This is a genomic window from Mesorhizobium sp. P3_A8, from assembly GCF_056402995.1.
In genome coordinates this window covers 40,828-63,775 of the sequence record NZ_JBFUGI010000009.1, presented here as the reverse complement: position 1 = coordinate 63,775, position 22,948 = coordinate 40,828, and the positions used below count along the sequence as shown (strand labels likewise).

At 62.4% G+C, this 22,948-nt stretch carries 24 protein-coding genes; 11 read left to right on the top strand and 13 right to left on the bottom strand.

The features are described from left to right. Positions 1 to 10: 10 nt before the first annotated feature. From AC1DX4_RS21335 to AC1DX4_RS21325, 3 genes are all read right to left on the bottom strand, one after another. Positions 11 to 280, bottom strand: a complete 270-nt coding sequence (locus AC1DX4_RS21335; RefSeq protein ID WP_477222164.1) for a hypothetical protein — start codon at positions 278 to 280, stop codon at positions 11 to 13. A gap of 363 nt (positions 281 to 643) precedes the next feature. After that, entirely contained in the window at positions 644 to 2,764 is a 2,121-nt protein-coding gene (locus AC1DX4_RS21330) for a vWA domain-containing protein (RefSeq protein ID WP_477222163.1), read from the bottom strand. Positions 2,765 to 2,766: 2 nt separating this feature from the next. Next, positions 2,767 to 3,327 carry an RNA polymerase sigma factor gene (locus AC1DX4_RS21325; RefSeq protein WP_477222162.1) on the bottom strand — a complete coding sequence of 187 codons (561 nt, stop codon included), beginning with the start codon at positions 3,325 to 3,327 and terminating at the stop codon, positions 2,767 to 2,769. A 213-nt stretch (positions 3,328 to 3,540) separates the two neighbouring features. On the opposite strand from AC1DX4_RS21325, the gene AC1DX4_RS21320 reads away from it, so the two are divergent. Beyond that, positions 3,541 to 4,095 carry a chromate transporter gene (locus AC1DX4_RS21320; RefSeq protein WP_477222161.1) on the top strand — a complete coding sequence of 185 codons (555 nt, stop codon included), beginning with the start codon at positions 3,541 to 3,543 and terminating at the stop codon, positions 4,093 to 4,095. After that, a complete protein-coding gene (locus AC1DX4_RS21315; RefSeq protein WP_477222160.1) occupies positions 4,095 to 4,646 on the top strand; it encodes a chromate transporter in 552 nt (183 codons plus the stop codon). The genes AC1DX4_RS21320 and AC1DX4_RS21315 overlap by 1 nt, the downstream gene beginning before the upstream one ends. Before the next feature lie 28 nt (positions 4,647 to 4,674). Here AC1DX4_RS21315 and AC1DX4_RS21310 read toward each other — a convergent pair whose 3' ends face one another. From AC1DX4_RS21310 to AC1DX4_RS21285, 6 genes are all read right to left on the bottom strand, one after another. Beyond that, a complete protein-coding gene (locus tag AC1DX4_RS21310) occupies positions 4,675 to 5,853 on the bottom strand; it encodes a BaiN/RdsA family NAD(P)/FAD-dependent oxidoreductase (RefSeq protein ID WP_477222159.1) in 1,179 nt (392 codons plus the stop codon). Positions 5,854 to 5,964: 111 nt separating this feature from the next. Continuing rightward, a complete protein-coding gene (locus tag AC1DX4_RS21305; RefSeq protein ID WP_477222158.1) occupies positions 5,965 to 6,702 on the bottom strand; it encodes a dienelactone hydrolase family protein in 738 nt (245 codons plus the stop codon). Positions 6,703 to 6,845: 143 nt separating this feature from the next. After that, a complete protein-coding gene (locus tag AC1DX4_RS21300; RefSeq protein WP_477222157.1) occupies positions 6,846 to 8,153 on the bottom strand; it encodes a CynX/NimT family MFS transporter in 1,308 nt (435 codons plus the stop codon). Then, positions 8,150 to 8,827, bottom strand: coding sequence for a FadR/GntR family transcriptional regulator (locus AC1DX4_RS21295; RefSeq protein WP_477222156.1), 678 nt, complete (start codon positions 8,825 to 8,827; stop codon positions 8,150 to 8,152). Before AC1DX4_RS21295 ends, AC1DX4_RS21300 begins: the two co-directional genes overlap by 4 nt. A 102-nt stretch (positions 8,828 to 8,929) precedes the next feature. After that, positions 8,930 to 9,616 (bottom strand): hypothetical protein, encoded by a 687-nt coding sequence (locus AC1DX4_RS21290; RefSeq protein WP_477222155.1) that lies wholly within the window; start codon positions 9,614 to 9,616, stop codon positions 8,930 to 8,932. Between the two features lie 97 nt (positions 9,617 to 9,713). Beyond that, entirely contained in the window at positions 9,714 to 11,288 is a 1,575-nt protein-coding gene (locus AC1DX4_RS21285) for a trimethylamine methyltransferase family protein (RefSeq protein ID WP_477222154.1), read from the bottom strand. A gap of 289 nt (positions 11,289 to 11,577) precedes the next feature. Here AC1DX4_RS21285 and AC1DX4_RS21280 point away from each other — a divergent pair, with 289 nt between their 5' ends. Then, the gene (locus AC1DX4_RS21280; protein WP_172227924.1) at positions 11,578 to 12,276 is read left to right on the top strand and encodes a corrinoid protein; all 699 of its coding nucleotides are present in this window, start codon (positions 11,578 to 11,580) and stop codon (positions 12,274 to 12,276) included. 85 nt (positions 12,277 to 12,361) lie between these two features. On the opposite strand, the gene AC1DX4_RS21275 is transcribed toward AC1DX4_RS21280, so the two are convergent. Further along, positions 12,362 to 12,499 (bottom strand): entericidin A/B family lipoprotein, encoded by a 138-nt coding sequence (locus AC1DX4_RS21275; RefSeq protein WP_149905337.1) that lies wholly within the window; start codon positions 12,497 to 12,499, stop codon positions 12,362 to 12,364. 65 nt (positions 12,500 to 12,564) lie between these two features. Between AC1DX4_RS21275 and AC1DX4_RS21270 the strand changes: the two genes are divergently transcribed. Continuing rightward, positions 12,565 to 13,212: a DUF1638 domain-containing protein gene (locus AC1DX4_RS21270; RefSeq protein ID WP_477222153.1), complete on the top strand. Its 648-nt coding sequence runs from the start codon at positions 12,565 to 12,567 to the stop codon at positions 13,210 to 13,212. Between the two features lie 17 nt (positions 13,213 to 13,229). On the opposite strand, the gene AC1DX4_RS21265 is transcribed toward AC1DX4_RS21270, so the two are convergent. Further along, positions 13,230 to 13,760: a hypothetical protein gene (locus AC1DX4_RS21265; RefSeq protein WP_477222152.1), complete on the bottom strand. Its 531-nt coding sequence runs from the start codon at positions 13,758 to 13,760 to the stop codon at positions 13,230 to 13,232. Between the two features lie 42 nt (positions 13,761 to 13,802). Then, positions 13,803 to 14,714: an NAD-dependent epimerase/dehydratase family protein gene (locus AC1DX4_RS21260; RefSeq protein ID WP_477222151.1), complete on the bottom strand. Its 912-nt coding sequence runs from the start codon at positions 14,712 to 14,714 to the stop codon at positions 13,803 to 13,805. Between the two features lie 155 nt (positions 14,715 to 14,869). Between AC1DX4_RS21260 and AC1DX4_RS21255 the strand changes: the two genes are divergently transcribed. The 7 genes from AC1DX4_RS21255 (at position 14,870) to AC1DX4_RS21225 (ending at position 21,646) form a co-directional block, all read left to right on the top strand. After that, positions 14,870 to 15,445, top strand: coding sequence for a DUF4893 domain-containing protein (locus AC1DX4_RS21255; RefSeq protein WP_477222150.1), 576 nt, complete (start codon positions 14,870 to 14,872; stop codon positions 15,443 to 15,445). 87 nt (positions 15,446 to 15,532) lie between these two features. Continuing rightward, the gene (locus AC1DX4_RS21250) at positions 15,533 to 16,315 is read left to right on the top strand and encodes a formyl transferase (RefSeq protein ID WP_477222149.1); all 783 of its coding nucleotides are present in this window, start codon (positions 15,533 to 15,535) and stop codon (positions 16,313 to 16,315) included. 203 nt (positions 16,316 to 16,518) lie between these two features. Further along, positions 16,519 to 16,821: a virulence factor gene (locus AC1DX4_RS21245; protein WP_172227914.1), complete on the top strand. Its 303-nt coding sequence runs from the start codon at positions 16,519 to 16,521 to the stop codon at positions 16,819 to 16,821. After that, a complete protein-coding gene (locus AC1DX4_RS21240; RefSeq protein WP_477222148.1) occupies positions 16,814 to 17,428 on the top strand; it encodes a methylenetetrahydrofolate reductase C-terminal domain-containing protein in 615 nt (204 codons plus the stop codon). The genes AC1DX4_RS21245 and AC1DX4_RS21240 overlap by 8 nt, the downstream gene beginning before the upstream one ends. After that, positions 17,425 to 18,516 carry a methylenetetrahydrofolate reductase gene (locus AC1DX4_RS21235; RefSeq protein ID WP_477222147.1) on the top strand — a complete coding sequence of 364 codons (1,092 nt, stop codon included), beginning with the start codon at positions 17,425 to 17,427 and terminating at the stop codon, positions 18,514 to 18,516. The genes AC1DX4_RS21240 and AC1DX4_RS21235 overlap by 4 nt, the downstream gene beginning before the upstream one ends. A 78-nt stretch (positions 18,517 to 18,594) precedes the next feature. Continuing rightward, positions 18,595 to 19,566: a methyltetrahydrofolate cobalamin methyltransferase gene (locus AC1DX4_RS21230; RefSeq protein ID WP_475450298.1), complete on the top strand. Its 972-nt coding sequence runs from the start codon at positions 18,595 to 18,597 to the stop codon at positions 19,564 to 19,566. A 10-nt stretch (positions 19,567 to 19,576) separates the two neighbouring features. Continuing rightward, positions 19,577 to 21,646: an ASKHA domain-containing protein gene (locus AC1DX4_RS21225; RefSeq protein WP_477222146.1), complete on the top strand. Its 2,070-nt coding sequence runs from the start codon at positions 19,577 to 19,579 to the stop codon at positions 21,644 to 21,646. Positions 21,647 to 21,717: 71 nt separating this feature from the next. On the opposite strand, the gene AC1DX4_RS21220 is transcribed toward AC1DX4_RS21225, so the two are convergent. After that, positions 21,718 to 22,722 (bottom strand): acyltransferase family protein, encoded by a 1,005-nt coding sequence (locus tag AC1DX4_RS21220; RefSeq protein WP_477222145.1) that lies wholly within the window; start codon positions 22,720 to 22,722, stop codon positions 21,718 to 21,720. Between the last annotated feature and the right edge of the window lie 226 nt (positions 22,723 to 22,948).

The window sequence follows — 22,948 nt, the reverse complement described above, 5'->3', positions numbered from 1 at the left end:
ATATTCTCGATTATTCGCTGTTGTCGGCGTAGCTCGACTGCGCCGACTTGAAATCGACGACGTTGTCGCCGCGCATCGTCATCAGCGTGCCGGATGAAGCGGGATCGCTGATCTGTTCCAGCATGGCGCGGAAGCGGTCGTTGGTCAGCGCCGACATGGCGGTATGACGCGCCTGCGCGACATCGTCGCTGATGCGCCTGGATTCGGATGATGGGGCCGAAGAAACCGCGGAAGCGTCTCGTGCCGGCGGTATCGAGTTGGGTATAGTCCTGATCTGCAATTCCGGCTCCCTCAAGCCCTGTAAACATGATCGGTGTAACAAGAGGACATTGCGATCCGGTACCGGAAATGCCGCGCAATTTAACGATCGTGCCGGTATCGCCGCCCGAGGATCCGTTGAGATTCAGGTCAGGCCGAGGCGAAAACGGCAGGTTCCGAGAACCGGAGCGGAGCGTACTTTTCGTACGTGAGCACCGGAAGCGGAGGAAGCTGCCGTTTGCAGACCGGCCTCACCTGAATATCAACGGATCCGAAAAAAAAGGCCGGCAAGGGAATGACCCCTCGCCGGCCTGCCTCACCCGCCCGTAGGCCGGTTTCCCGTATCAGAACGATCCCATCTGAAAGAAACCGGCCGTCATCGCCACTACCGGTTACCGCCCAGCGCCGAGGCAAGGCGCACAAGCGAAAGGAACTCGGACCTGTACCCAAACGGGTCGGCTCCTCGGGCGGCAGTGGCAATCTCCATGATCTTGTCGTAACCGAACTTCGCGGTCGCATCCTCGTCGCGCAGTTTTTGGCCAAAGGCGGCAACGGCGACGGAGAAGCGCTGGTCGGTGCTGGCCTGGTCGAAGGATGCCACCTCGTTGGCCGATGTCACCGGCGTGGTGATCAGCTTCGAGATGTCTTCATTCGGCAGCTTGTAGCGGATCTTGACGAAGGCATATTCGTCCGCATTGGCGACGCCGCCATTGTGGACCGTAGCCTGGCCATAGCGCAGCGGGTCGATCTGCTCGCCGCCGCTGCCCTTCGGCGTGACCTCGTAGATCGCGGTGACTGAATGGCCCGAGCCGATATCGCCGGCATCGACGCGGTCATTGTTGAAGTCCTCGCGGTTGAGCGCCCGGGTCTCGTAGCCGATCAGGCGATATTCGGAGACCTTGTTCGGGTTGAACTCGACCTGGATCTTCACGTCCTTGGCGATCGGGAACAGCGTCGAGGAGGCATCCTCGACCAGCACCTTTTCAGCCTCGGCCAGCGTGTCGATATAGGCTGCCGTGCCGTTGCCGTTCTGGGCAATGGTCTGCATCATCTGGTCATTCAGATTGCCGCGGCCGAAGCCGAACACCGACAGGAAGACCCCCGTCTTGCGCTCGCTTTCGATCAGCCGCTTCAGGTCGTCGTCGTCGGTCTGTCCGACATTGAAGTCGCCGTCGGTGGCCAGCATCACCCGGTTGATGCCGTCCTTGATGAAGGATTGCTGGGCAAGCTTGTAGGCCTCCTTGATGCCGGCCTCGCCGGCGGTCGAGCCACCCGGCGTCAGATTGTCGATGGCGTTGAGGATCTTGTCCTTCTCGGCAACCTTTGTCGGCATCAGCACGGTGCCGGCGTCACCGGCATAGGTGACGATCGAGATCGTGTCGTCGGCCTTCAGCTTGCTGACCAGCAGCCGGAATGCCGATTTGAGCAGCGGCAGCTTGTCCGGCTCGTCCATCGAGCCCGAGACGTCGATCAGGAAGACCAGATTGGCTTTCGGCTGCTCGGTCGGCTTGATGTCGAAGCCCTTGATGGCGACATGCATCAGCTTGGTGTGCGCGTTCCACGGCGTCGGCATGACGCTGACGGTCGAGTTGAACGGCGTCGACGCCGAGTCCGGCCCCTTCCAGTCATACGGAAAGTAATTGATCATCTCCTCGACGCGCACCGTGTCGGCCTGCGGCACGAAGCCTTGCTTCAGCGAACTGCGCACGAAGGAATAGGATGCCGTGTCGACATCGATCGAGAAGGTCGAGACCGGATCTTCGAGTGCGGCGTGCACCGGATTGGTCTTGAAATCCTGGACGCGGTCGCGGTTTTCCTCCTGCGGCGCGATCTGGTCGGCCGGCGCCGTGGCCGGTTGCTGCGGCGCCATCAGCTTGGACTCGGCGGCTGCCATACGGTCAACCCGCGAGGTGCTGGGCGCGTTTACAGTTCCATCCAGCGCGAACTCACCTGTCGGCGCCGGCGGTGCCGGCTCGGCCACCACCCCGCGCCCCACCGCAGTTTGCTGAGCGGTGCCACCGGCCTCGGCCGATTCGGATTTCGGTGGCGAGGCCGGCGCCACAAGCGCATCGCTCGCATCGCGGCTTTCCACATCCGCGTCGGCCTTCTTGTCCTTTTCCAGCGCCGTGGGGGCTGGCTTCGGTTCGGCGATTGTCGGCTTCAAGGTCGCCGGCTTATCGGCCAGCGTCTCGGTGATCTTTTCGTCGCCGCCGAATTTGGGCGGCTGTTCCCTCAGCAGATGGAAGGTGGCGTATCCGGCGATCGGCAGGGCGACGAGCCCGGCAATGGCCGGCGTGGCAATGAGTTTCTTTTGCATGATCTCGCTCCAGAGCTTTTGTGCTCGCTCTGTGAGACGAAGGCCGCCGACCGATCCTTGGGTGACGGCAGAAATATTTTCCTGATCATAGGCGCGCAGGGCAGCTTCGAAGGCGCGCGCCTTCGCGCTCTCGCCCGGCGCCGGTGCCGCGATATCGCGCAGTCTGTTGAGTTCGTTGTCGTCGACCATGGTCACACTTCCCCGGCCGAGCGCATCAGCGTCTTCAGCCGTTTCTTCGCTTCATGGATGTGCCAGGAAACCGTCGTCTCCGAGATCGCCATCGCCTCGGCGGCGGCCGCGTGGCTCAAACCCTCGCCATAGACAAGCAGCACGGCATCGCGCTGCTTGTCCGGCAGCTGCCGCACCGCCGCCCACAGTGCCTCGGCCGGATCCTCGCTCTCGGCCGGCGCCTCGCCGGAAATCAGCGCATGAACGCCATAGGCCTCGGTCTTCACCGTCTCGCGCGCGGTCTTGCGCATCATGTCGCGCGCCGCGTTCATCGTCACGGAATAGAGCCATGTCGTGAAGGCGCCGCCACCGCGATAGTCGCGGATCGCCTTGCCGAGCCGGACGCAGACTTCCTGGGCGATGTCTTCGGCATCGGCCTTCTTGCCGCACCAGCGATAGGCGGCGCGATAGACGAAGTCGTAGTGACGCTCCAGCAATGTGCCGAAGGCCCCCCTGTCTCCGCCCTTCGCCCGCCCGATCAGTTCGGCGTCGGAGGCTTCGGTCTCATCCAGCATCATCGCCATCATTTGTCAGTTGGACGAAGGCTAATGGCTAATCCTTGGGGTGATGCAAAGATTTTTTTCAGCCCAGTGCTTTGACGCTCGGATGGCCCACCGGGACGGCTTCACGATAGACGCAAAAAAGAGTGACCTGTGGTCATCCGTATGGCGCTGGCAAATCCATCTCGACTCGGGTCTCTGGTTCCCTCACCAACGGCTGCGGCCAGAACGTTGAACATGTCGACACCGGAAATAGCACCCGCCCCCAGTTGCTCGCAGCTGTTCTGGATTTTCACCCGTATCGCCTTGACGAGTTTCGGCGGTGGAGTGAGTGGCTGGCTGCTGCGGGAATTTGTTCAAAACCGCAAGTGGATAACCCAGGAAGAATTCCTCAACGGCCTGTCGATCTCCCAGGCGCTGCCGGGTGTGAACGTCAAGAACATGGCCGTCTGGATCGGCTACAGGCTGCTTGGCTGGCGTGGTGCCATCATTGGTTTTGTCGGCATCATCGTCCCGCCTGCCATCGTCATCGTCCTGTTGGGAACGGTATTCTCCGCGTTGTCGCGATATCCGCTGACGCATGTGGCGTTGACAGGAGCCGCGGCGGCGGCTGTTGGCCTGTCGCTATCAATGGGCATCACGGCCGCGCGAGCGGTGCCTCGAAACGTTGTTCCCATTGCGATCATGGCCGGCACATTCATTGCCGTCGCACTTCTGCACTGGCCGCTTTTCTGGATCGTTCTCGTCGCCGGGTCGGTAAGCGTCGCCGACACCTACGCCAGGGCAAAGTGATGAGCGAGAGCCCGCATACATCGTTGTTGCTGAGCTTGCTGGCGGTATTTGCTCCGCTCTCCCTCGTTACGATCGGCGGCGGGCAGAGTGCGATTGCCGATATCAACCGGCAGGTCGTCGACGTTCATCAGTGGCTGAGCCAGGCGCAATTCGTCGATGCGTTCGCCATCTCGCGGATGGCGCCTGGGCCGGGATCCCTGCTGGTGACGTTGATTGGCTGGCAAGTCGCGGGTTTTTGGGGCGCCGTGGTTGCAACGATTGCAATCTTCGGCCCAACCACCTTCCTTATCTACGCGGTCGCCCATATGTGGTCCCGCAATGGCGGCGCGCGCTGGAAGCGAGCGCTGGAGGCAGGGCTCCGGCCAGTCGCCGCGGGCATGATCCTTGCCGCGACCTATGTGTTGCTGCAGGCCATCGATGGCGGCTGGTTTGCACGCGCCGTGGCATTCGCGTCAACGGCAACGCTTCTGCTGACTAAGGTGAACCCGCTGCTTTTGATCGGCGCAGGCGTGGCTATTTTCATCGGACTTCACGCGATGACCCTGGTTTAGGCAACCGCCAACCTCTGCAGCCCACAGCTTAGGCCGCCTGGCCCGCCACCCAGCCCGATGACCATGCCCACTGGAAATTGTAGCCGCCAAGCCAACCCGTCACATCGACCACTTCGCCAATGAAGAACAGGCCCGGTACCGATTTCGCCTGCATCGTCTTCTGGTCCAGTCCGTTGGTTTCGACCCCGCCCAACGTCACTTCGGCGGTGCGGTAACCCTCGGAACCCGCCGGCTTGATGCGCCAGTCATTGACCGCGGCGCCGACGGTTTTGATCTGGCTATCAGAAAGATCGGCGAGATTGCCGTCGAACCCGGTGCGCTCCGCGATCGACTGTGCAAGCCGTTTCGGCAGGTGATTTGCGAGCACTGTCTGCACCGCCTGCCGCCCATTGGCGCGCTTGGCCGTGCGGATGAGATCCGCCACATCGACCCCGGGCAGCATGGCGATGCGGATTTCGTCGCCCTCGCGCCAATAGGATGAGATCTGCAGGATGGATGGCCCGCTGACGCCACGATGCGTGAACAGCATGGCCTCTGAAAATCGCGTCTTGCCACAGCTGACTTCCGCGTCGACTGCGTTGCCGGCCAAGGGAGCCAGCCGCTCGAGCGTTTTTTCGTCGAAGGTCAGCGGCACCAGCGCCGGCCGCGTCTCGACAATGGCAAGGCCAAACTGCTCGGCGACCTCGTAGCCGAAACCCGTCGCTCCCATCTTGGGGATCGACTTGCCGCCGCACGCCACCACCAGGGACTGGCAAGTGACCGTACCCGTGGAGAGAGCGAGCACGAACCCCTCCACGGTTTTGCCGACATCCCTGACCTCGGTCGACAGGGCCAGCTCGACGCCCCTGCCCTGCATTTCCGAGACCAGCATGTCGATGATCTGCCGGGCGGAGCCGTCGCAGAACAGCTGCCCCAGCGTCTTCTCGTGATAGGCAATGCGGTGACGCTCGACGAGCGCAATGAAATTGCGCTGGGTGTAACGGCTGAGCGCCGAGATGCAGAAATGCGGATTGCCCGAGATAAAATTCTTCGGACTGGCGTGGATGTTGGTGAAATTGCACCGGCCACCGCCGGAGATGCGGATCTTTTCGCCTGGCATCGCAGCGTGATCGAGGATCAGCACCGAACGACCCCGCTTGGCGGCCTCCATGGCACACATCATTCCGGCGGCGCCAGCGCCGATGATCACGACATCGTAGGATTGCATCAGGCCAGTCGTTCCCGCTCGGCCCCCGCTCAATTCAAGGGGCCGTCATTCAGGCTGCCTGATACCGCGAACGGTTCGGTCAGCCAACAGGCAAGAACAGCCGCGCGAAACTCAGACCAGCGTTTCGGCGAACAGCGTGATCAGCCTTTGCCAGTGTCGTTCGGCGCCGGCTTCATTGTAGACGCTGTGATCCGGCACGCACCAACCATGTGCCATGCCGACATAGTTCTCGATCGCATGATCGACCTCTGCTTCCCTGAACGCCTCGGCCAATCGCGTCGACTGCTCCGGCGGGAAACTCCTGTCGACGCCCGCCATGCCGACATAGACACGCGCCTTGATGGTGGCGGCGTGGCGATGCGGGCTGTCGGCGGCATCGCTGGCGAGATTGCCGCCATGGAAACTGGCGGCGGCCTTGATCCTGTCCGGGTAAGCCGCGGCGGCGTTCATTGCCCGGGCGCCACCCATGCAATAGCCGACGGTGCCAATCGGCCCGGTAACACCCTCAGCAGCGAGCGCTTCGAGAAAGGCGGCGCTGTCGCTGATGGTCATCTCCTGCGTCGTGCCGGTGACCAGCGCCATCAGCGCTGCCTTGGTCTTTTCCTCGGTGAAGGCGGTCTTGGCGTCGAAGGGACCGTAAGGCGCGTTGCGATGGAAGAGATCGGGCACCAGCACCGCATAGCCCTCGTCCGCCAGCCGCTCTGCCATGCCGTCGAGCGCCGGGCGCGGACCAAAGGCGTCCTGGTAGAGAATGACACCAGCCTTGGCCGGGGACGTCTTGGCCGAGCGGAACAGGCCCGCCTTGGCCGTACCGTCACGGGTCTTGATCTGAAGGTCCTGCTTCGTCATTGCCTGCTCCGTTGGTCAGATGCGCGATACATATCCGCACGGCCTGCCACGGCAAGGCATTCCCTGAAGATAGCCGTCAACATTTCGTGCAGGAACGCGTGACGTGTTCGCGGGCTCCCGAGACTCGAGGAGGAAGGCCTGGATCAGCCTTCCTCCTCGATGCGCATGGTCCGGGCGCCGACATGCAGCGCACGTCCGGCACCAAACCCCATGATGGCCGCCCCCAGTCCAAGCGCGACGAACAGGAAAGCCGATTCCGAAAAACTGCCGGTCCAGCCGCGGATCAGGCCGACCAGCAGTGGGCCGGTTGCCGCAAGCACATAGCCGACACCTTGCGCCATGCCCGAAAGATGCGCCGCGACATGCGAATCCGGCGAACGCAGCACGATCAGGGTCATGGCGGCGGCGATCAGGCCGCCTTGCCCGATGCCTTGCAGAACCGCCCAGAAAAGCACGGTAGAGGTCGGCGCGAACAGGATGCCGAGCAGCGCAACCACCGCGATGCCGACGAGCGCCACGTTGATGCCGCGCTGGTCCTTGAGCCGCACCGCGACGGATGGCACAGCAAGGCAGGTGACGACCTGCGCCATGACAGACACCGAGGCGATGGCGCCGGCGGTGGCCGCGTCGAAGCCGCGCTCGCGCAGGATCGGCGCCAGCCAGCCGAAGATGCAATAGGCCAGTGCCGACTGCAGGCCCATGAACAGCGTCACCTGCCAGGCCAGGCGATCGCGCCACAGGCCGACGACGCGAAAGCCGCGATGGCTGACCTGCCGCCGGCTGCCCAGCGCCTGAGGAATCCAGATCAGCAGCACGAGCAATGTCGGCACGGCCCATGCAGCCAGCGCGCCCGACCATGAACCCGTGACAAAATGTTCGATCGGCAGGGTGAGGCCGGCGGCGGCGGCCGAGCCGGCGCAGAGCGCCATGGTGTAAAGTCCGGTCATGACGGCGGCGCTGCCGGCGAAATCGCGCTTGACCAGGCCCGGCAGCAGCACATTGGCGATGGCGATGGCGCCACCGGCAAGGAAGGTGGCGATAAACAGCAGCGGCACCGAGCCGAACCAGCGCAGCCCGGTTCCCAGCGCCAGCAGCACCAGCGCGCCGAGCAAGGTGCGTTCGGCCCCGTAGCGCTGGGCAAGTTTTGGCGCAAAGGGCGCGAACAGGCCGAGGCACAGGACCGGCAGCGTGGTCAGCAGGCTGGCGCCGGTCGTCGAAAGGCCGGTCGCCTGCATCACCTCGGGCAGCAGCACCGACAGGCTGGAAAACAGCGGCCGCAAATTGAAAGCGATCAGCACCAGGCTGGCGCCAAGCACGATGCGCTCGGCTCGGCTGCGCAGTTCGGGCGGCTGCGGCTGCGGCAGGCTATCGGCTTCGGCATCGATGAGGTCCAGCCCCTCGACGGTACCGGATTGCTCCGTCAGGTCAGGCTGGCGAAATGTCTGGTTCATTGGGACAGCAGTCTTTCCAGTTGGGCAAGCACCGGCGCCATGAAGGCGCGGACGGCGGCAACCGCACGGTCCGGATCGTTGACGGCGATGGCGTCGACGATGGCCGCGTGCACCTGCTGGTCCGGCTCGGGCAGTTCGCCGTCGATGGTGGCATGGATGGTTTCGGTGATGGCGGCGGTGAAGAAGTCGTAGAGTTCCACCATCGCTCTGTTGCCGGACGCCGCGACAACCGATTTGTGGAAGGCGAGATCGCGCCGGATGAAGGCTTCGCTTCCGCCGTCGGCGACGGTGCCGCGCTCGCCAAGCAGCCGGCGCATCCGCTCGAGGTCGGCCGGCGTGTGACGCAAGGCGGCAAGCCGTGCGGCCTCCAGGTCGAGCGCTGCCCGCGCCTCCCATTGGTCGCGCAAGCCGGTGCGTTTGACCCGGTCGAGCGCTGCGGACGAATCGACGATCGAGCGCACGTAAGTGCCCGAGCCTTGCCGCGTGTCCAGCAAGCCTTGCGAGACGAGTACCCTCACCGCTTCGCGCACCGTGCCGCGGCTGACCGACAGCAGGTCGCTGAGGGCCGCCTCGTTGGGAATGCGCTCGCCGACGCTCCAGCGGCCGCCGACGATTTCAGCGCGCAGGCTGCCGGTCGCGCTGTCGGTAAGATTGGTTCGGATGGCAGGTTGCATCGGCCTATTCATCAAGTCATCGGATGACTTGATGAATAGGCCTGCTTCTGCCTGCCGTCAAGATGCTGATAGAGATGGAAGCTCACCAAGCCGTGGCGTTGATCAGTTGGCGGCCCGTGAAAAACTCGCCATGTGGAAGGCTTGGACCTCCGGCGGATAGCGATACTCCGTGCCATAGGGGCAGGCATTGCGGTCAAGGCAGCCGCCGCTGCGGCACGGCTCGCCCTTCGCCCCCCGCACATGCGCCAGGCAGGCCTGGTAGGCGAAGCCTTCCCTGGAATAGGCATCGACCGGACAGGATTTCAGGCAGGGTTTCTCGACGCAGGCATCGCAAAGATGGATTGCCTCGCCCTGCTCCGGAAGCGCAATCTCGTCCTCGAACAGCAACGCGCCGCGATAGGCATGCCAAAGCCCGTATTCCGGATGCATGAGGATGCCGAGCGGCGACGGCTTTAGCCCCTCCGCCCGCATCGCCCATTGCTGGAACGGCAGATAGGGTTTGTCCGAGGGCGAAACCGCGCGCGCGCCGAATGTCTCCGCCACAGCGCCGATGATTTGCCCCGACCAGCTGTCGAGCGGATTGGCGATAGTCTGTGGCTGCTGCTCCCGCCAGCGCAGGAAATGCGGCCAGGGTGCAGCCCCCGCTTGCCCCACCAGCAGCACGGACCTTGCCGGCGCGCCCGAGGCGCCATGCGGAACATCCTCGTCGTCATGAAAGACAAAGCCGCCGCGCAGGATGAGGTTGTTGGCGCCAAGCGCGGCCGTGATCTCTTCGATCATGCCGCGCACAGACTCATCCCTTCTTGTCCGGATCGGAGAAGGCGCTCCGCCAGACTTCCTTGTGGATGATGTTGGCGACTTTAGCCCCGCCTGACTCGGGCTCCTTTCAAGTGAAGGCGTCGGGCATCGACCCCTTCTTCTTGGCGATAAACTCCTTCAGCGCTTCGTCGATGCTCGGGTCGAGATAAGGCGCTTCATAGCTTTCCAGCCAGCGGCGGGCGAGCTCGTTGGCGCGCTGCGGCGCCGTCTTCTCGCCCTCGGCCAGCCACTGTTCGTAGGAATTGTTGTCGGCGATGTTGGAGCGGTAGAAGGCGGTCTGGAAATTCGCCTGGGTGTGGTCGCAGCCAAGATAGTGGCTGCCCGGCCCGACCTGGCGGATGGCATCCATCGCCTGGCCGTTCTCCGACAGGTCGACGCCTTCGGAGAATTTCTGCGTCATGCCGAGCTGGTCGATGTCCATCATGAATTTTTCATAGCAGGACGCCAGCCCGCCCTCGAGCCAGCCGGCCGAGTGGAGGACGAAATTGGTGCCGGCGAGAATGGTCGAGTTCAGTGTGTTGGCGCTTTCGTAGGCCGCCTGTGCGTCCGGAACCTTGGATGCGCAGAGCGAACCACCGGTGCGGAACGGCAGGCCTAGGCGGCGCGCGAGCTGGGCGGCGCCATAGGACACCAGCGACGGCTCCGGGGTGCCGAAGGTCGGCGCGCCCGACTGCATCGAGATCGACGAGGCGAAAGTGCCGAACAACACAGGCGCGCCCGGCCGGATCAGCTGCGTGAACGACGCGCCGGCCAGCACTTCGGCCAAGACCTGCGTCAACGTGCCGGCGACCGTCACCGGGCTCATGGCGCCGGCGAGGATGAACGGCGTCACGATGCAGGCCTGGTTGTGGCGCGAATAGACTTTCAGCGCGCCAAGCATGGTCTCGTCGAACACCATCGGCGAATTGGCATTGATCAGGCTGGTCAGCACCGTGTTGTTTTCGACGAAATCGTCGCCGAAGACGATCTTGGCCATCGCCACCGTGTCTTCGGCGCGCTCCGGCGCGGTCACCGAGCCCATGAACGGCTTGTCGGAATATTTGATGTGGCTGTAGATCATGTCGAGATGGCGCTTGTTGACCGGCACATCGACCGGCTCGCAAACCGTGCCGCCCGAATGGTGGATCGACGGCGCCATATAGGCGAGCTTCACGAAATTCTGAAAATCCTCGATCGTCGCGTACCGGCGGTTTCCGTCAAGGTCGCGCACGAAGGGCGGGCCATAGACCGGCGCGAAGACAGTGGCATTGCCGCCGATCTGCACAGACCGTTCTGAATTGCGGGCATGCTGGGTGTAGACGGACGGCGCGGTCTTCAGCAGCGAACGGCAAAGCCCCTTCGGGAAATGCACGCGCTCGCCCTTGACGTCGGCGCCAGCCTCTTTCCACAGCTGCAGCGCTTCGGCGTCATCGCGAAAAATGATGCCGATCTCTTCGAGCACCGTGTCGGTGTTCTTCTCGATCAGCGCCAGGCCCTCTTCGTCGAGCACCTCATAGACGTTGATCTTGCGCTTGATGTAGGTGAGCTGCGTGCCGGGCCCACCGCCCGAACGCGCCGCGCGCCGCGCCGCCGCGCCGCCGCTGGCAGCGCGCCCACGCCGTGCGTTTGACGCTTCCTGGTCGACTGCCGCGTGTTCGCTCATGATCGCTCTTCCCTGAATATGGCCTGGCCTGACGATGGCTGGTCCGTAACCGTTGCGGCCGCATGGCGCGGCTTTCGCCGGATCGTAGCCATGCACCCTATTCGAAACGGCCCGTCCGCGCCAACGCCTGTCGCAAAATCGACAAGAAAACCAATAGATTTTCCAGTCGCTTTCCTTTTGCGGGAAGTCGCAAATCAGCTATGGATACCCGCCCGTTGCGGGTTAGGTATGAACGCTAATATTTTGTGCCTTGCGACGCAGTCGCGATGCCGTGAGGAGCTGGATTAAAATGTCCGACGACGAGATCATCCTTTCCGAACTTTCCGACGACGAGTTGGTGCAGCAGATGCACGACGATCTCTATGACGGGTTGAAGGAAGAGATCGAGGAAGGCACCAACATCCTGCTGGAGCGCGGCTGGGTGCCTTACAAGGTGCTGACCGAGGCACTGGTCGAAGGCATGCGCATCGTCGGCGAGGATTTTCGCGACGGCATCCTGTTCGTTCCCGAAGTGCTGCTGTCGGCCAACGCCATGAAGGCCGGCATGTTCATCCTGCGCCCTCTGCTCGCCGCCACCGGCGCGCCCAAGCAGGGCAAGATGGTGATCGGCACCGTCAAGGGCGACATCCACGACATCGGCAAGAACCTCGTCGGCATGATGATGGAAGGCGCCGGCTTCGACGTCATCGATCTCGGCATCAACAATGCGGTCGAGAAGTATCTCGATGCGATCGAAAAGCACCAGCCCGACATCATCGGCATGTCGGCGCTTTTGACCACGACCATGCCCTACATGAAGGTCGTCATCGACACGATGAAGGAAAAGGGCATTCGCGACGACTATGTCGTTTTGGTTGGCGGCGCGCCGCTCAACGAGGAATTCGGCAAGGCCGTCGGCGCCGACGCCTATTGCCGCGATGCCGCTGTGGCGGTCGAGACCGCCAAGGACTTCATGAAGCGCAAGCACAATGTGCGCGCTTCGGCCTGATCCAGGGCATCAGGATGGACCAACAAGAAAAGCCGCGCATTGAAGCGCGGCTTTTTTGTTCCCAGATGACGGACGAGGCTGCCGATCAGTTGGCGACAGTGTCCTTGACCGCCCTGGCCGTCGATTTGACGTCCTTGCCGACGCCGCGGACGGTGTTCGCGCAAGCCGTAAGGGCGAGGACAGAGGCAAGAATGGCAATCGGTGCGATGCGAAGCAGTTTCATGGACGGTGTTTCCCTCAACAGATAAATTAGCCCCACAGCAACGAAAACCGGCTTTGACTGGTTCCATGGCCAAGACACAGAAAACGAAACCGAATCAAGGCAACAGGCTGCTCGTCATCGCCTGCGGGATGATTGCGCGCGAGGTATTGGCCGTCAAGGAACAGCTCGGGCTGAATCACCTGGACTTGACCTGCCTGCCGGCGGAGTTTCATTTCTATCCCGACCGCATCGCGCCCGCCATGGACAAGGCGATCGAGAAGGCCAAGGCGGAGGGTTACGAGCACATCTTTGTCGGCTATGCCGATTGCGGCACCGGCGGCCTGCTTGACCGCGTCCTGGAGAAGCATGGCGTCGAGCGCATGGCCGGCCCGCATTGCTTCGCCTTCTATCAGGGCATGGAAGCCTATGCGAAAATCGCCGATGACGACATGATGTCCTTCTACATGACGGACTTCCTGTGCCGTCAGTTCGATGCCTTCTTCATGAAGCCGCTCGGTCTCGACAAGCACCCTGAGCTGATCAAGGACTATTTCGGCAATTACGAGAAGCTGGTCTATCTCGCCCAGACCGACGATCCCGAACTCGACAAGGTTGCGGAAAAGGCTGCCGCCATGCTCGGCCTCGCCTATGAGCGGCGCCCGACCGGCTATGGCGACCTGACGGCCGGAATGGCGAGCGCCATGGCACATCAGGCCAAAACCTCTAGTCCCTGATAGCCCTGGGGTGCCAATTACTCGCTGTCGGCTCGACGATCCGATACGACATCAGCAATACGCCCGCTTTCAAGCCTGATTGGTCCCTGCGCGGTTGGATCCTTGCGGAGCGCCTCGGCAATCATGGCTTCGACGGCGTCGAGATTGCCTTGCAGAATTGAGCGGTCACGAAGCTCCCAATACTCACCTTCATCGGCTATATCGAGATTGAAAAAAAGGGGGGCAACTTCGCTAAAAAGCTCGATGATTTCGATATGCGTGTCTGCTCCCGCAAACTGGGTCTTGCAATATTGTTGTATGAAGAGGTGCTTGTCGAACTCGAACCGCAGGGGTTCTGCACCAAGGTGCGGTTGAAGTTCTATCCCTAAAACCGGACCGACATACTCCACCTCACGTTCGTCGATGACACGATTGAGTATCTTCTCGCGCTCATCTATTTCCCGAACTGGCCAGCCCCGGGTGAAAGCAAACGCTCTGGCTCCTCGCAAAAGGGCAGCATATTGCCCCTCTCCGCGCAATTGTCCCTCGAAGTGGATTGTTACTCCCATGCATCCCTCCCGGCGAAAGCATTCCGACGGATAGCTACGCTTCTACCCGCCCGCAAGTCCGGCGATCACATCGGCAAAACTCGTCTTGCAGACAAAACCCAGCCTGTCCTGCGCCCGCGACGCGTCATAGACCCGGTCGATGGAGGAAAACATCGTCCAGCCCTTTCGCGCGTAGAGCGCTGGAAAGTCCGGAAAATAACGAGCGACCACCGACGGCGCGTCTCTGATCAGCGCATCGCAGTCGCTGGGTTGGAACGGAGTCGGTGCACAGATGATGAAAGTATCGAAGCCAACCTGCGGCGCCTTCTCCAATGCAGCGATATGAGCCTGCGCCGCATCTTCCACCGTCAGCCGCCGGAACAGCAATTCGTTCGCCTTGGTGTTGGCATCAGACTGTTCGATGGCATGCGCCATGTCATCGGCCTCGGGAAAGAAGCGGGCCGTGCGCAGCACGACCACCGGCAGGCCGTGCTGAAGATGATAGAGGCGGCAGAGATGTTCGGCCGAAAGCTTGGTGACGCCATAGATGTTGCGCGGCTCGGGCGACATCGCCTCCGTCAGCCAGGCCGCCTTGCGCGCACCGCCATTGAACCCGTCGCGTATCGCCTGCGAGATCATCAGCGAAGTGGTCGACGTGAAGACGAAGCGCTGCACGCCGGTAGCCACCGCCGCGTCGAGTAGGTTCAGCGTGCCCTGCACGTTGGTGGCGACGAAATCGCTGTTGGCGCGGCTTTCTATATTGGGCTTGTGCAGCGCGCCGCTGTGAATGATGGCTTCGATACCATTATCTCCGACCGCCCGCATGACCAGGTCACGGTCGGCGATCGAGCCGATCATCTGGGTTTCCGCTGACGGGACGGGGTCGAGGCCGATGACGTCATGGCCAAGTCCGCGCAGGCGCGGCGCCAGCGCGCTGCCTAGCCAACCAGACGACCCCGTGAGCAAGATTCGCATGCGTCACACCATGATTTTTGACGGTGACGCTGTTAAGCATGGATGACAGGCGCGAGCGACCCAGTAAAGTCAGACATCGGCCGGCAGGAACGCCGCTCCAGACATTAACTGCCATTTTTTTCGACTGCCATTTTAGAGACTCGGGGAGTTTAGAGATGATCCTTCGCCCACTGCTCGCCGCCATCGGCCTGCTCTGCTGCACCCTGCCCGCTCTTGCCGACGGCGAGGTGCAGAAGCTGATCACCCCTGCCGACAAGGTTCGCCTCGACAAATATGGCGAGACGCGCAAGGCGGCCCTTGCCGAGGCGAAGGCTGGCGACCCGGCCGAGGTCAAACAGCTCGATGCCTTGCTGGCCAAGCCCCTGGTGTCGTTCTCCGACAAGGATCTGACCGGCAACTGGAAGTGCCGCACCATCAAGGCAGGCGGCTTGAGCCCGCTCGTCATCTATGGCTGGTTCAAATGCAAGGTGACCGACGATGGCTCCGGCTGGCGGCTGGAAAAGATCAGCGGCTCGCAGCGGACCCAGGGCCGCTTCTTCGACGACAACGAGAAGCGCGCGATCTATCTCGGCTCCGGCTCCGTCAACGACGATCGGGCAAAACCCTACGGCAGCGGCCCGCAGACCGACCAGGTCGGCTACGCCTTCCGCACCGGCGCCAAGGAATGGCGCATCGAACTGCCTGCACCCTATTACGAATCGAAGCTCGACATCATCGAGTTCAAGCGCTGAGCGTGGTCATCAAGATTTAACCCCATTCCGGCACAAATTCAGGCCAGCATGCGGCAGGCGGCCGCGTGCAAGGCAGGGAAGCGGGCTATGTCTTCACCGGTTGGAACCAGCGCGCCGATCGTCGTCGTGACCGGCGGCGGCCAGCATGTCTGGGCCATGATCAACGCAATCGCCGATCGCGTTGGTCCTGTCAGCGTCGTCCTCGAAACCCCTGAATCCAAAAAGCAATTGCTGCGTGGCCGGGCTCGCCGCCAGGGCTGGATCTCGGCCATGGGCCAGCTTGGCACGATGGTGCTGAGCAGGCTGGGCAAGCGGTTCCTCGCCGGCCATGCCGAGCGGCTGATTACAGAGGAGAAGCTGGAGGTCGAGCCGCGACCGGGCCAGGAGATCATCCAGGTGGCCTCGGCCAATGGGCTTGAGTGCCTGCAGGCGATCCAGAAGATCCAGCCAGGCGTTGTGCTGCTCAACGGATGCCGACTGATCTCGGCTGAGATGCTGAGCAAAATGCCCTGCCCGGTGCTCAACTACCATGCCGGCATCACGCCGAAATATCGCGGCATGAATGGCGGCTATTGGGCTCTGGTATCAGGCGATGCGCAGAATTTCGGCACCACTGTCCACCTCGTCGACGCTGGCGTCGACACTGGCGGCGTGCTGAAGCAGGCGCGCGGCAGATCGAAAAAAGGCGACACCATCTCAAGTCACGCGCTACGCCAGACGGCGTTCTCGCGCGACATCTGCGTCGAGGCGGTCCGCGATGCGCTGGCTGGAAAACTGACGACGATCGATCCCGGCCTGCCTTCGAAAGTGTGGTATCATCCGACGATCTGGTTCTACGTCTGGACCGGCCTCAGAACCGGAATCTGGTAGGTTTTTTCAGCCCCGGACCGCATAAGGCACGATGGCCTTTTTGGCACGCCGACCCTGCCGCCGACACACGCCGCAAACGAATAAACGCACCTTTCATTTTACGACATTGAAATGCGTCGCTTTTGAATGCGCGCGCGTCGTCCCATAACAAGCGGCCTCACGGCGCATGCGGCAATGCTCGATAGTTCGAGGAGCGAGAATTCATGGCCGATCTTATCGTCGTCTACTGGCGCGACATCCCTGCCCAGGTCATCGTCAAGAAAGGCCGGCAGAACGCCAAGCGCGAACTGCCGTTGCGCTTCACCGAAGCCATCGACATGTGCGCCATGCGCACCGGCGCCGGCGGCACCGACGACTATCTCGCCGAATGGCGTAAGGCCGATCCCATTCCGGTCAGCGACGATCTCGAAGCCGAAGTCGAAAAGGCTTTTCAGGACCTCGACACGAAATATGACCGCGAGCGGCTGGTCGCTCTGGTCAAGGCGGGCGGAAAAGAAAATGTCTGATCCTACTCCTGTCAAAAACGATGGGGCGACGGTTACCCAGGCCACTCAGGTCAAGAAGGCAGCGCCGAAATCCGACTACAAGCCGGCCGATGTATCGCCGCAGCGGCGCGTGCAGCGCTCGTTTGCGATCAGGCTGTGGTCGATCCGCCATTCGCGCCTGCTCGAATGGTTCTACGCCCGCTTTGCCGACACCTTCCTGCTGCTCCACCCGCTTTGGAAAGGCCTTGGCTACGGGCGCGTCGAGGCTCCGATCAAGTTCGTCGAAAAGCGCGTAAAAGGCTTCATGTTCGACTGCCGCATGTGCGGCCAGTGCATCCTCTCCTCGACCGGCATGTCATGCCCGATGAACTGCCCCAAGCAGTTGCGCAACGGCCCGTGCGGCGGCGTGCGTGCCAACGGCAATTGCGAGGTCGAGCCCGATATGCCTTGCGTCTGGGTCAAGGCCTGGGAAGGTTCGCAGAACATGGTCAACTCAGACAAGATCCTGACCGTGCAGAAGCCGGTCGACCAGTCGCTGCGCGAAACCTCTGCCTGGCTGCGGGTCACCGCGCAGGCAGCGGCAGCCCGTGAAGCTGCGGCCGCGCCAAAGACCGGAGCCGCCGCATGATCGGCCGTCAGCGCGACGAGAACCCGGCCGGCATTGATCTGCCGCTCGATCCCCTGCCCGGCCACTCCTCCCGCGGCCGGCTGGAGCGTGTGCTGCGGCGCGGTGAATTCGCGGTGACGACCGAGCTCAATCCCCCAGACAGCGCCGACCCGGAAGACGTCTACAACAGGGCGAAGATTTTTGATGGCTGGGTCGACGCCATCAACGCTGTCGACGCGTCCGGCGCCAACTGCCACATGTCCTCGGTCGGCATCTGCGCGCTCCTGACCCGCATGGGCTATGCGCCGATCATGCAGATCGCCTGCCGCGACAAGAACCGTATCGCCATCCAGGGCGACGTGCTGGGTGGTGCTGCCATGGGTGTCGCCAACATGCTGTGCCTGACCGGCGACGGCGTGCAGGCCGGCGACCAGCCTGGCGCCAAGCCGGTGTTCGACCTCGATTCCATGTCGTTGCTCGAAACCGTCCGCATCATGCGCGACAACGGCAAATTCCTGTCCGGCCGCAAGTTGACGACGCCGCCGCAAGTCTTCCTGGGTGCTGCCGTCAATCCGTTCGCGCCGCCCTTCGACTTCCGCCCCATCCATCTCGGCAAGAAAATCGCCGCCGGCGCGCAATTCGTGCAGACCCAGTATTGTTTCGACGTGCCGATGTTCAGGACCTTCATGCAGAAGGCGCGCGATCTCGGCCACACCGAGAAGGTGTTCGTCCTGTGCGGCGTCGGCCCGCTCGCCTCGGCCAAGACGGCCAAGTGGATCCGCAACAACGTGCCGGGTATCCACATCCCGGACGCTATCATCAAGCGGCTGGAAGGCGCGCAAGACCAGAAGAAGGAAGGCAAGCAGCTCTGCATCGACATCATCAACGAGGTGAAGGAAATCCCCGGCATCTCGGGCGTCCATGTGATGGCCTACCGCCAGGAGGAATATGTCGCCGAGATCGTCGATGAATCGGGCGTGCTGAAGGGCCGCCAGCCCTGGAAGCGCGAGATCCGTCGCGACGACCAGATGGTTGCCGACCGGCTCGACCACATACTGCACGACGAGATTACCGAAACACAGGTGGACATGGTAAAGACCGCGCACTGAGCGCGGCCCATCACCAGACCCTGGAACGAAACCAGAGACGATATAAAGAAGCACTTTATATCAAGGCGGAGAAACTTCATGACCCGGACCATCGTCGCCTCGGCGACACGAGAGATCATCATCGGCTTCGACCAGCCCTTCTGCGTCATCGGCGAGCGCATCAACCCGACCGGCCGCAAGAAGCTCGCCGCCGAGATGATCGCCGGTAATTTCGACACCGTGATCAGGGACGCGCTGGAACAGGCCGCCTGCGGCGCCACCATGCTCGACGTCAACGCCGGCGTCACCTCGGTCAACCCGAACGAGACCGAACCCGGCCTTCTCGTGCAGACGCTGGAGATCGTGCAGGGGCTGGTCGACCTGCCGCTATCCATCGATAGCTCGGTCACCGCCGCGATCGAAGCAGCACTCAAGGTCGCCAAGGGCCGCCCGCTGGTCAATTCCGTCACCGGCGAGGAGGAAAAACTCGAAGCCATCCTGCCGCTGGTCAAGAAATACAACGTGCCGGTCGTCGCCATCTCCAACGACGAGACCGGCATTTCGATGGATCCGGACGTTCGCTTTGCCGTCGCCAAGAAGATCGTGCAGCGCTGCGCCGATTTCGGCATTCCGGCGCATGACGTCGTCGTCGACCCGCTGGTCATGCCGATCGGCGCGCTGGGCGATGCCGGCCGCCAGGTGTTCGCGCTGCTGCGTCGCCTGCGCGAAGAGCTTAAGGTCAACACCACCTGCGGCCTGTCCAACATCTCCTTCGGCCTGCCGCATCGCCATGGCATCAACGCCGCCTTCATCCCGATGGTGATCGGCGCCGGCATGACCTCGGCGATCATGAACCCGGTGCGTCCGCAGGAAATGGAAGCCGTGCGCGGCGCCAATGTGCTCAACGGCACCGACGAGAACTGCACCAACTGGATCCGCACCTACAAGGACTACAAGCCGGCCGAAGGTGGCCAGGCGGTTGCCGCACCGACGCAGGTCAATGCACCGGGCGACGGTGCTGCCGGCGGTCGCCGTCGCGGCGGCCGTGAAGCCCGGATGGGTCGGGGATAAGCGCGCAATCGTGAATTCACCTGCCAACATCACCGATCCGCTCGTGCTGTTCATGCCGTCAGGCAAGCGCGGGCGGTTTCCCGTCGGCACGCCCGTGCTCGATGCCGCACGCCAGCTTGGCGTCTATGTCGAGAGCGTCTGCGGCGGCCGTGCCACCTGCGGGCGTTGTCAGATCGAGGTGCAGGAAGGCAATTTCGCCAAGCACAAGATCGTCTCCTCCAACGACCACATCTCGCCCAAGGGCCCCAAGGAAGAGCGCTACGAGCGCGTGCGCGGCCTGCCTGAACGGCGCCGCCTCTCCTGCTCGGCGCAGATCCTCGGCGACCTCGTCATCGACGTGCCGCAGGATACGGTCATCAATGCGCAGACCATCCGCAAGGATGCCGACACCAGGGTGATCGCCCGCGATACGGCGATCCGCATGTGCTATGTCGAGATCGAAGAGCCCGACATGCACAAGCCGCTCGGCGATCTCGACCGGCTGAAGATCGCGCTGATGAAGGATTGGGGCTTTAAAAACCTCGAATTCGACTTCTACCTGCTGCCGCAGGTGCAGGGTATCCTGCGCAAGGGCAACTGGACCGCCACCGCCGCCATCCACAAGGATGCCGACAGCGATATCGCACGCGTCATCGCTTTGTGGCCGGGCCTCAAGAACGAGGCCTATGGGCTGGCCTGCGATATCGGCTCAACCACCATCGCCATGCATCTGGTGTCGCTGCTGTCGGGCCGCGTCGCCGCCTCGTCCGGCACGTCGAACCCGCAGATCCGCTTCGGCGAGGATCTGATGAGCCGCGTCTCCTATGTGATGATGAACCCGGACGGCCGCGAAGGTATGACGGTGGCCGTGCGCGAGGCGATCTCCAGCCTCGTCGACAAGGTCTGCGCGGAAGGCAATGTCCAGCGCAACGACATTCTGGATTCCGTCTTCGTCGGCAATCCGATCATGCACCATCTGTTCCTCGGCATCGATCCGACCGAGCTCGGCGGCGCCCCGTTCGCGCTCGCCGTCTCGGGCGCGGTGCGTATCAAGGCCTCCGACATCGGCCTCAAGCTCAACCAGGGCGCGCGCCTCTATATGCTGCCTTGCATCGCCGGCCATGTCGGCGCCGACGCGGCAGCGGTGACACTGTCGGAAGGTCCGCATCGCCAGGACGAGATGATGCTGATCGTCGACGTCGGCACCAATGCCGAGATCGTGCTCGGCAATCGTGCGCGGGTCGTGGCGGCCTCCTCGCCCACCGGCCCGGCCTTTGAGGGCGCCGAAATCTCCGGCGGCCAGCGTGCCGCGCCAGGCGCCATCGAGCGCGTGCGCATCGATCCCGAGACGCTGGAGCCGAAATACCGCGTCATCGGCTCGGAGCTGTGGTCCGATGAGCCAAGCTTCCTCGACAGCGTGCAGGCGACCGGCGTCACCGGCATCTGCGGCTCCGGCATCATCGAGATCGTGGCGGAGATGTATCTCGCCGGCATCATCTCGGAGGACGGCGTCGTCGACGGCTCACTGGCCGCGCGCTCGCCGCGAGTCATCGCCAACGGTCGCACCTTCTCCTATGTGCTGAAGGAAGGCGAGCCGAAGATCACCATCACCCAGACCGACGTGCGCGCCATCCAGCTCGCCAAGGCAGCGCTTTATGCCGGCACCAAGCTGCTGATGGAAAAGCAGAACACCGAGCATGTCGACCGCATCCATTTCGCCGGCGCCTTCGGTTCCTTCATCGATCCGAAATACGCCATGGTGCTGGGCCTGATCCCCGATTGCGACCTCGACAAGGTTTCGGCCGTCGGCAACGCCGCGGGCGCCGGCGCGCGCATGGCGCTGCTCAATCGTGGCTATCGCCGCGAGATCGAGGAGACGGTGAGCCAGATCGAGAAGATCGAGACCGCGCTGGAACCAAAATTCCAGGAGCATTTCGTCTACGCCATGGCGCTGCCGAACAAGGTCGACCCGTTCCCGAAACTGTCGGCGGCGGTGAAACTGCCGCCGCGCAAGACGGTCAGCGAGGACGGTGTCGCCGGCGACGCCGCCCCGCGCCGCCGCTCGCGCGAAGGCCACGCGGCAAGACGCAGCCGGGAATAGAAGCGCGACGCGCTACAACGGATTCACCTGCCGCACCTTGAATCCATGTTTCAATCCGCGGCAGGTGCAAGTCAAACTATGGCTTGACCTGTTGCGGGCTTTTGGCGCGTGAGCGGTTTGAGCAAGCCGGTCAGCGGCTTTTCGACAATCAGATAGAGCGCTGCGGAAATCGCAATGCTGACAAAGGCAACCGACGCCGGTTGCCAACCTGGCGGAACCCCAAGCCGCAATATGATGCCGGTTACCACGACAACCACCAGCACATGCCAGACGTAGATCGAATACGAGGCATTGCCGAAAAATGTGAACAAGGCCATGGGGCTGAACGGCCTGGCGCGCTCGGCAAAAACCGCGCCGGCAACGACCAGCATCGACGGAACACCCCAACGCAGGACACGGGGCATTTCGGGGTCGAGCATCTGGACCATGACCAGCAAGATAAATCCGCCGACAACCAGCGACAGCGCCAACACAAGCTGGAGCCGAACATCCTTCATCCACAGGCGCCCGACGACAATGCCAGCCGCGAACTCGAGCACGATGGGCGAGGTAAACGCCTCGGCGTAGCCTTTCAGCAGCAACACGTTCAACACCACCAGCGCCGTCAGCACGCCGATCAGCGCGGCAAAACGCTGCTTCTCGCCCAGCAAGAGTGACAAGGCGAAAATGACGTAAAACATCATTTCATAACACAGCGTCCAGCCCTGGATCACCACGGGGTGAAGTGCACCATTCTGCGTGATCGGAAGAAACAACAGCGAGCCGACGAGATTTGCCGGGCTCAGCACATGTCCGAAGAGAAATTGCGGTTTGACGAAAATTGCCAGCGCGGTCAGCAGCGTGACAATCCAATAAAGCGGCACGATACGAACGATCCGTCGCCACATGAAACGCTGTGGATCGACAGGGTGATCGACCGTGGTCACCCACATGATGAAACCGCTGATGACAAAAAACAGGTCGACCCCTGCCGCACCAATTGCGAACGGGCCGCCGAACTGCTCGCTGATATGAAAGAGGACTACAGAGAAAGCGGCAAGCCCTCGAAGGTATTGAATACTATGGATGTCACTCACGCCCGTACCCCTACTACCTTAATTAGCACCCCCAAATGCTGCACTGCACAATAATGGACATCTGCTACCTGCTGTCAACCGGGTAAAACCGTAGGTAGCGTTACAGTGTCGCTTTCGGTTGGCCGCGACATGGCCGAGAAGCAATCCCTTCGGGCCGCAAACTCATTTGCATGCAAATGTTTCCGGATCGAAGCGATCTGGAAACCGAAACGCTGTTTTCGCGAAA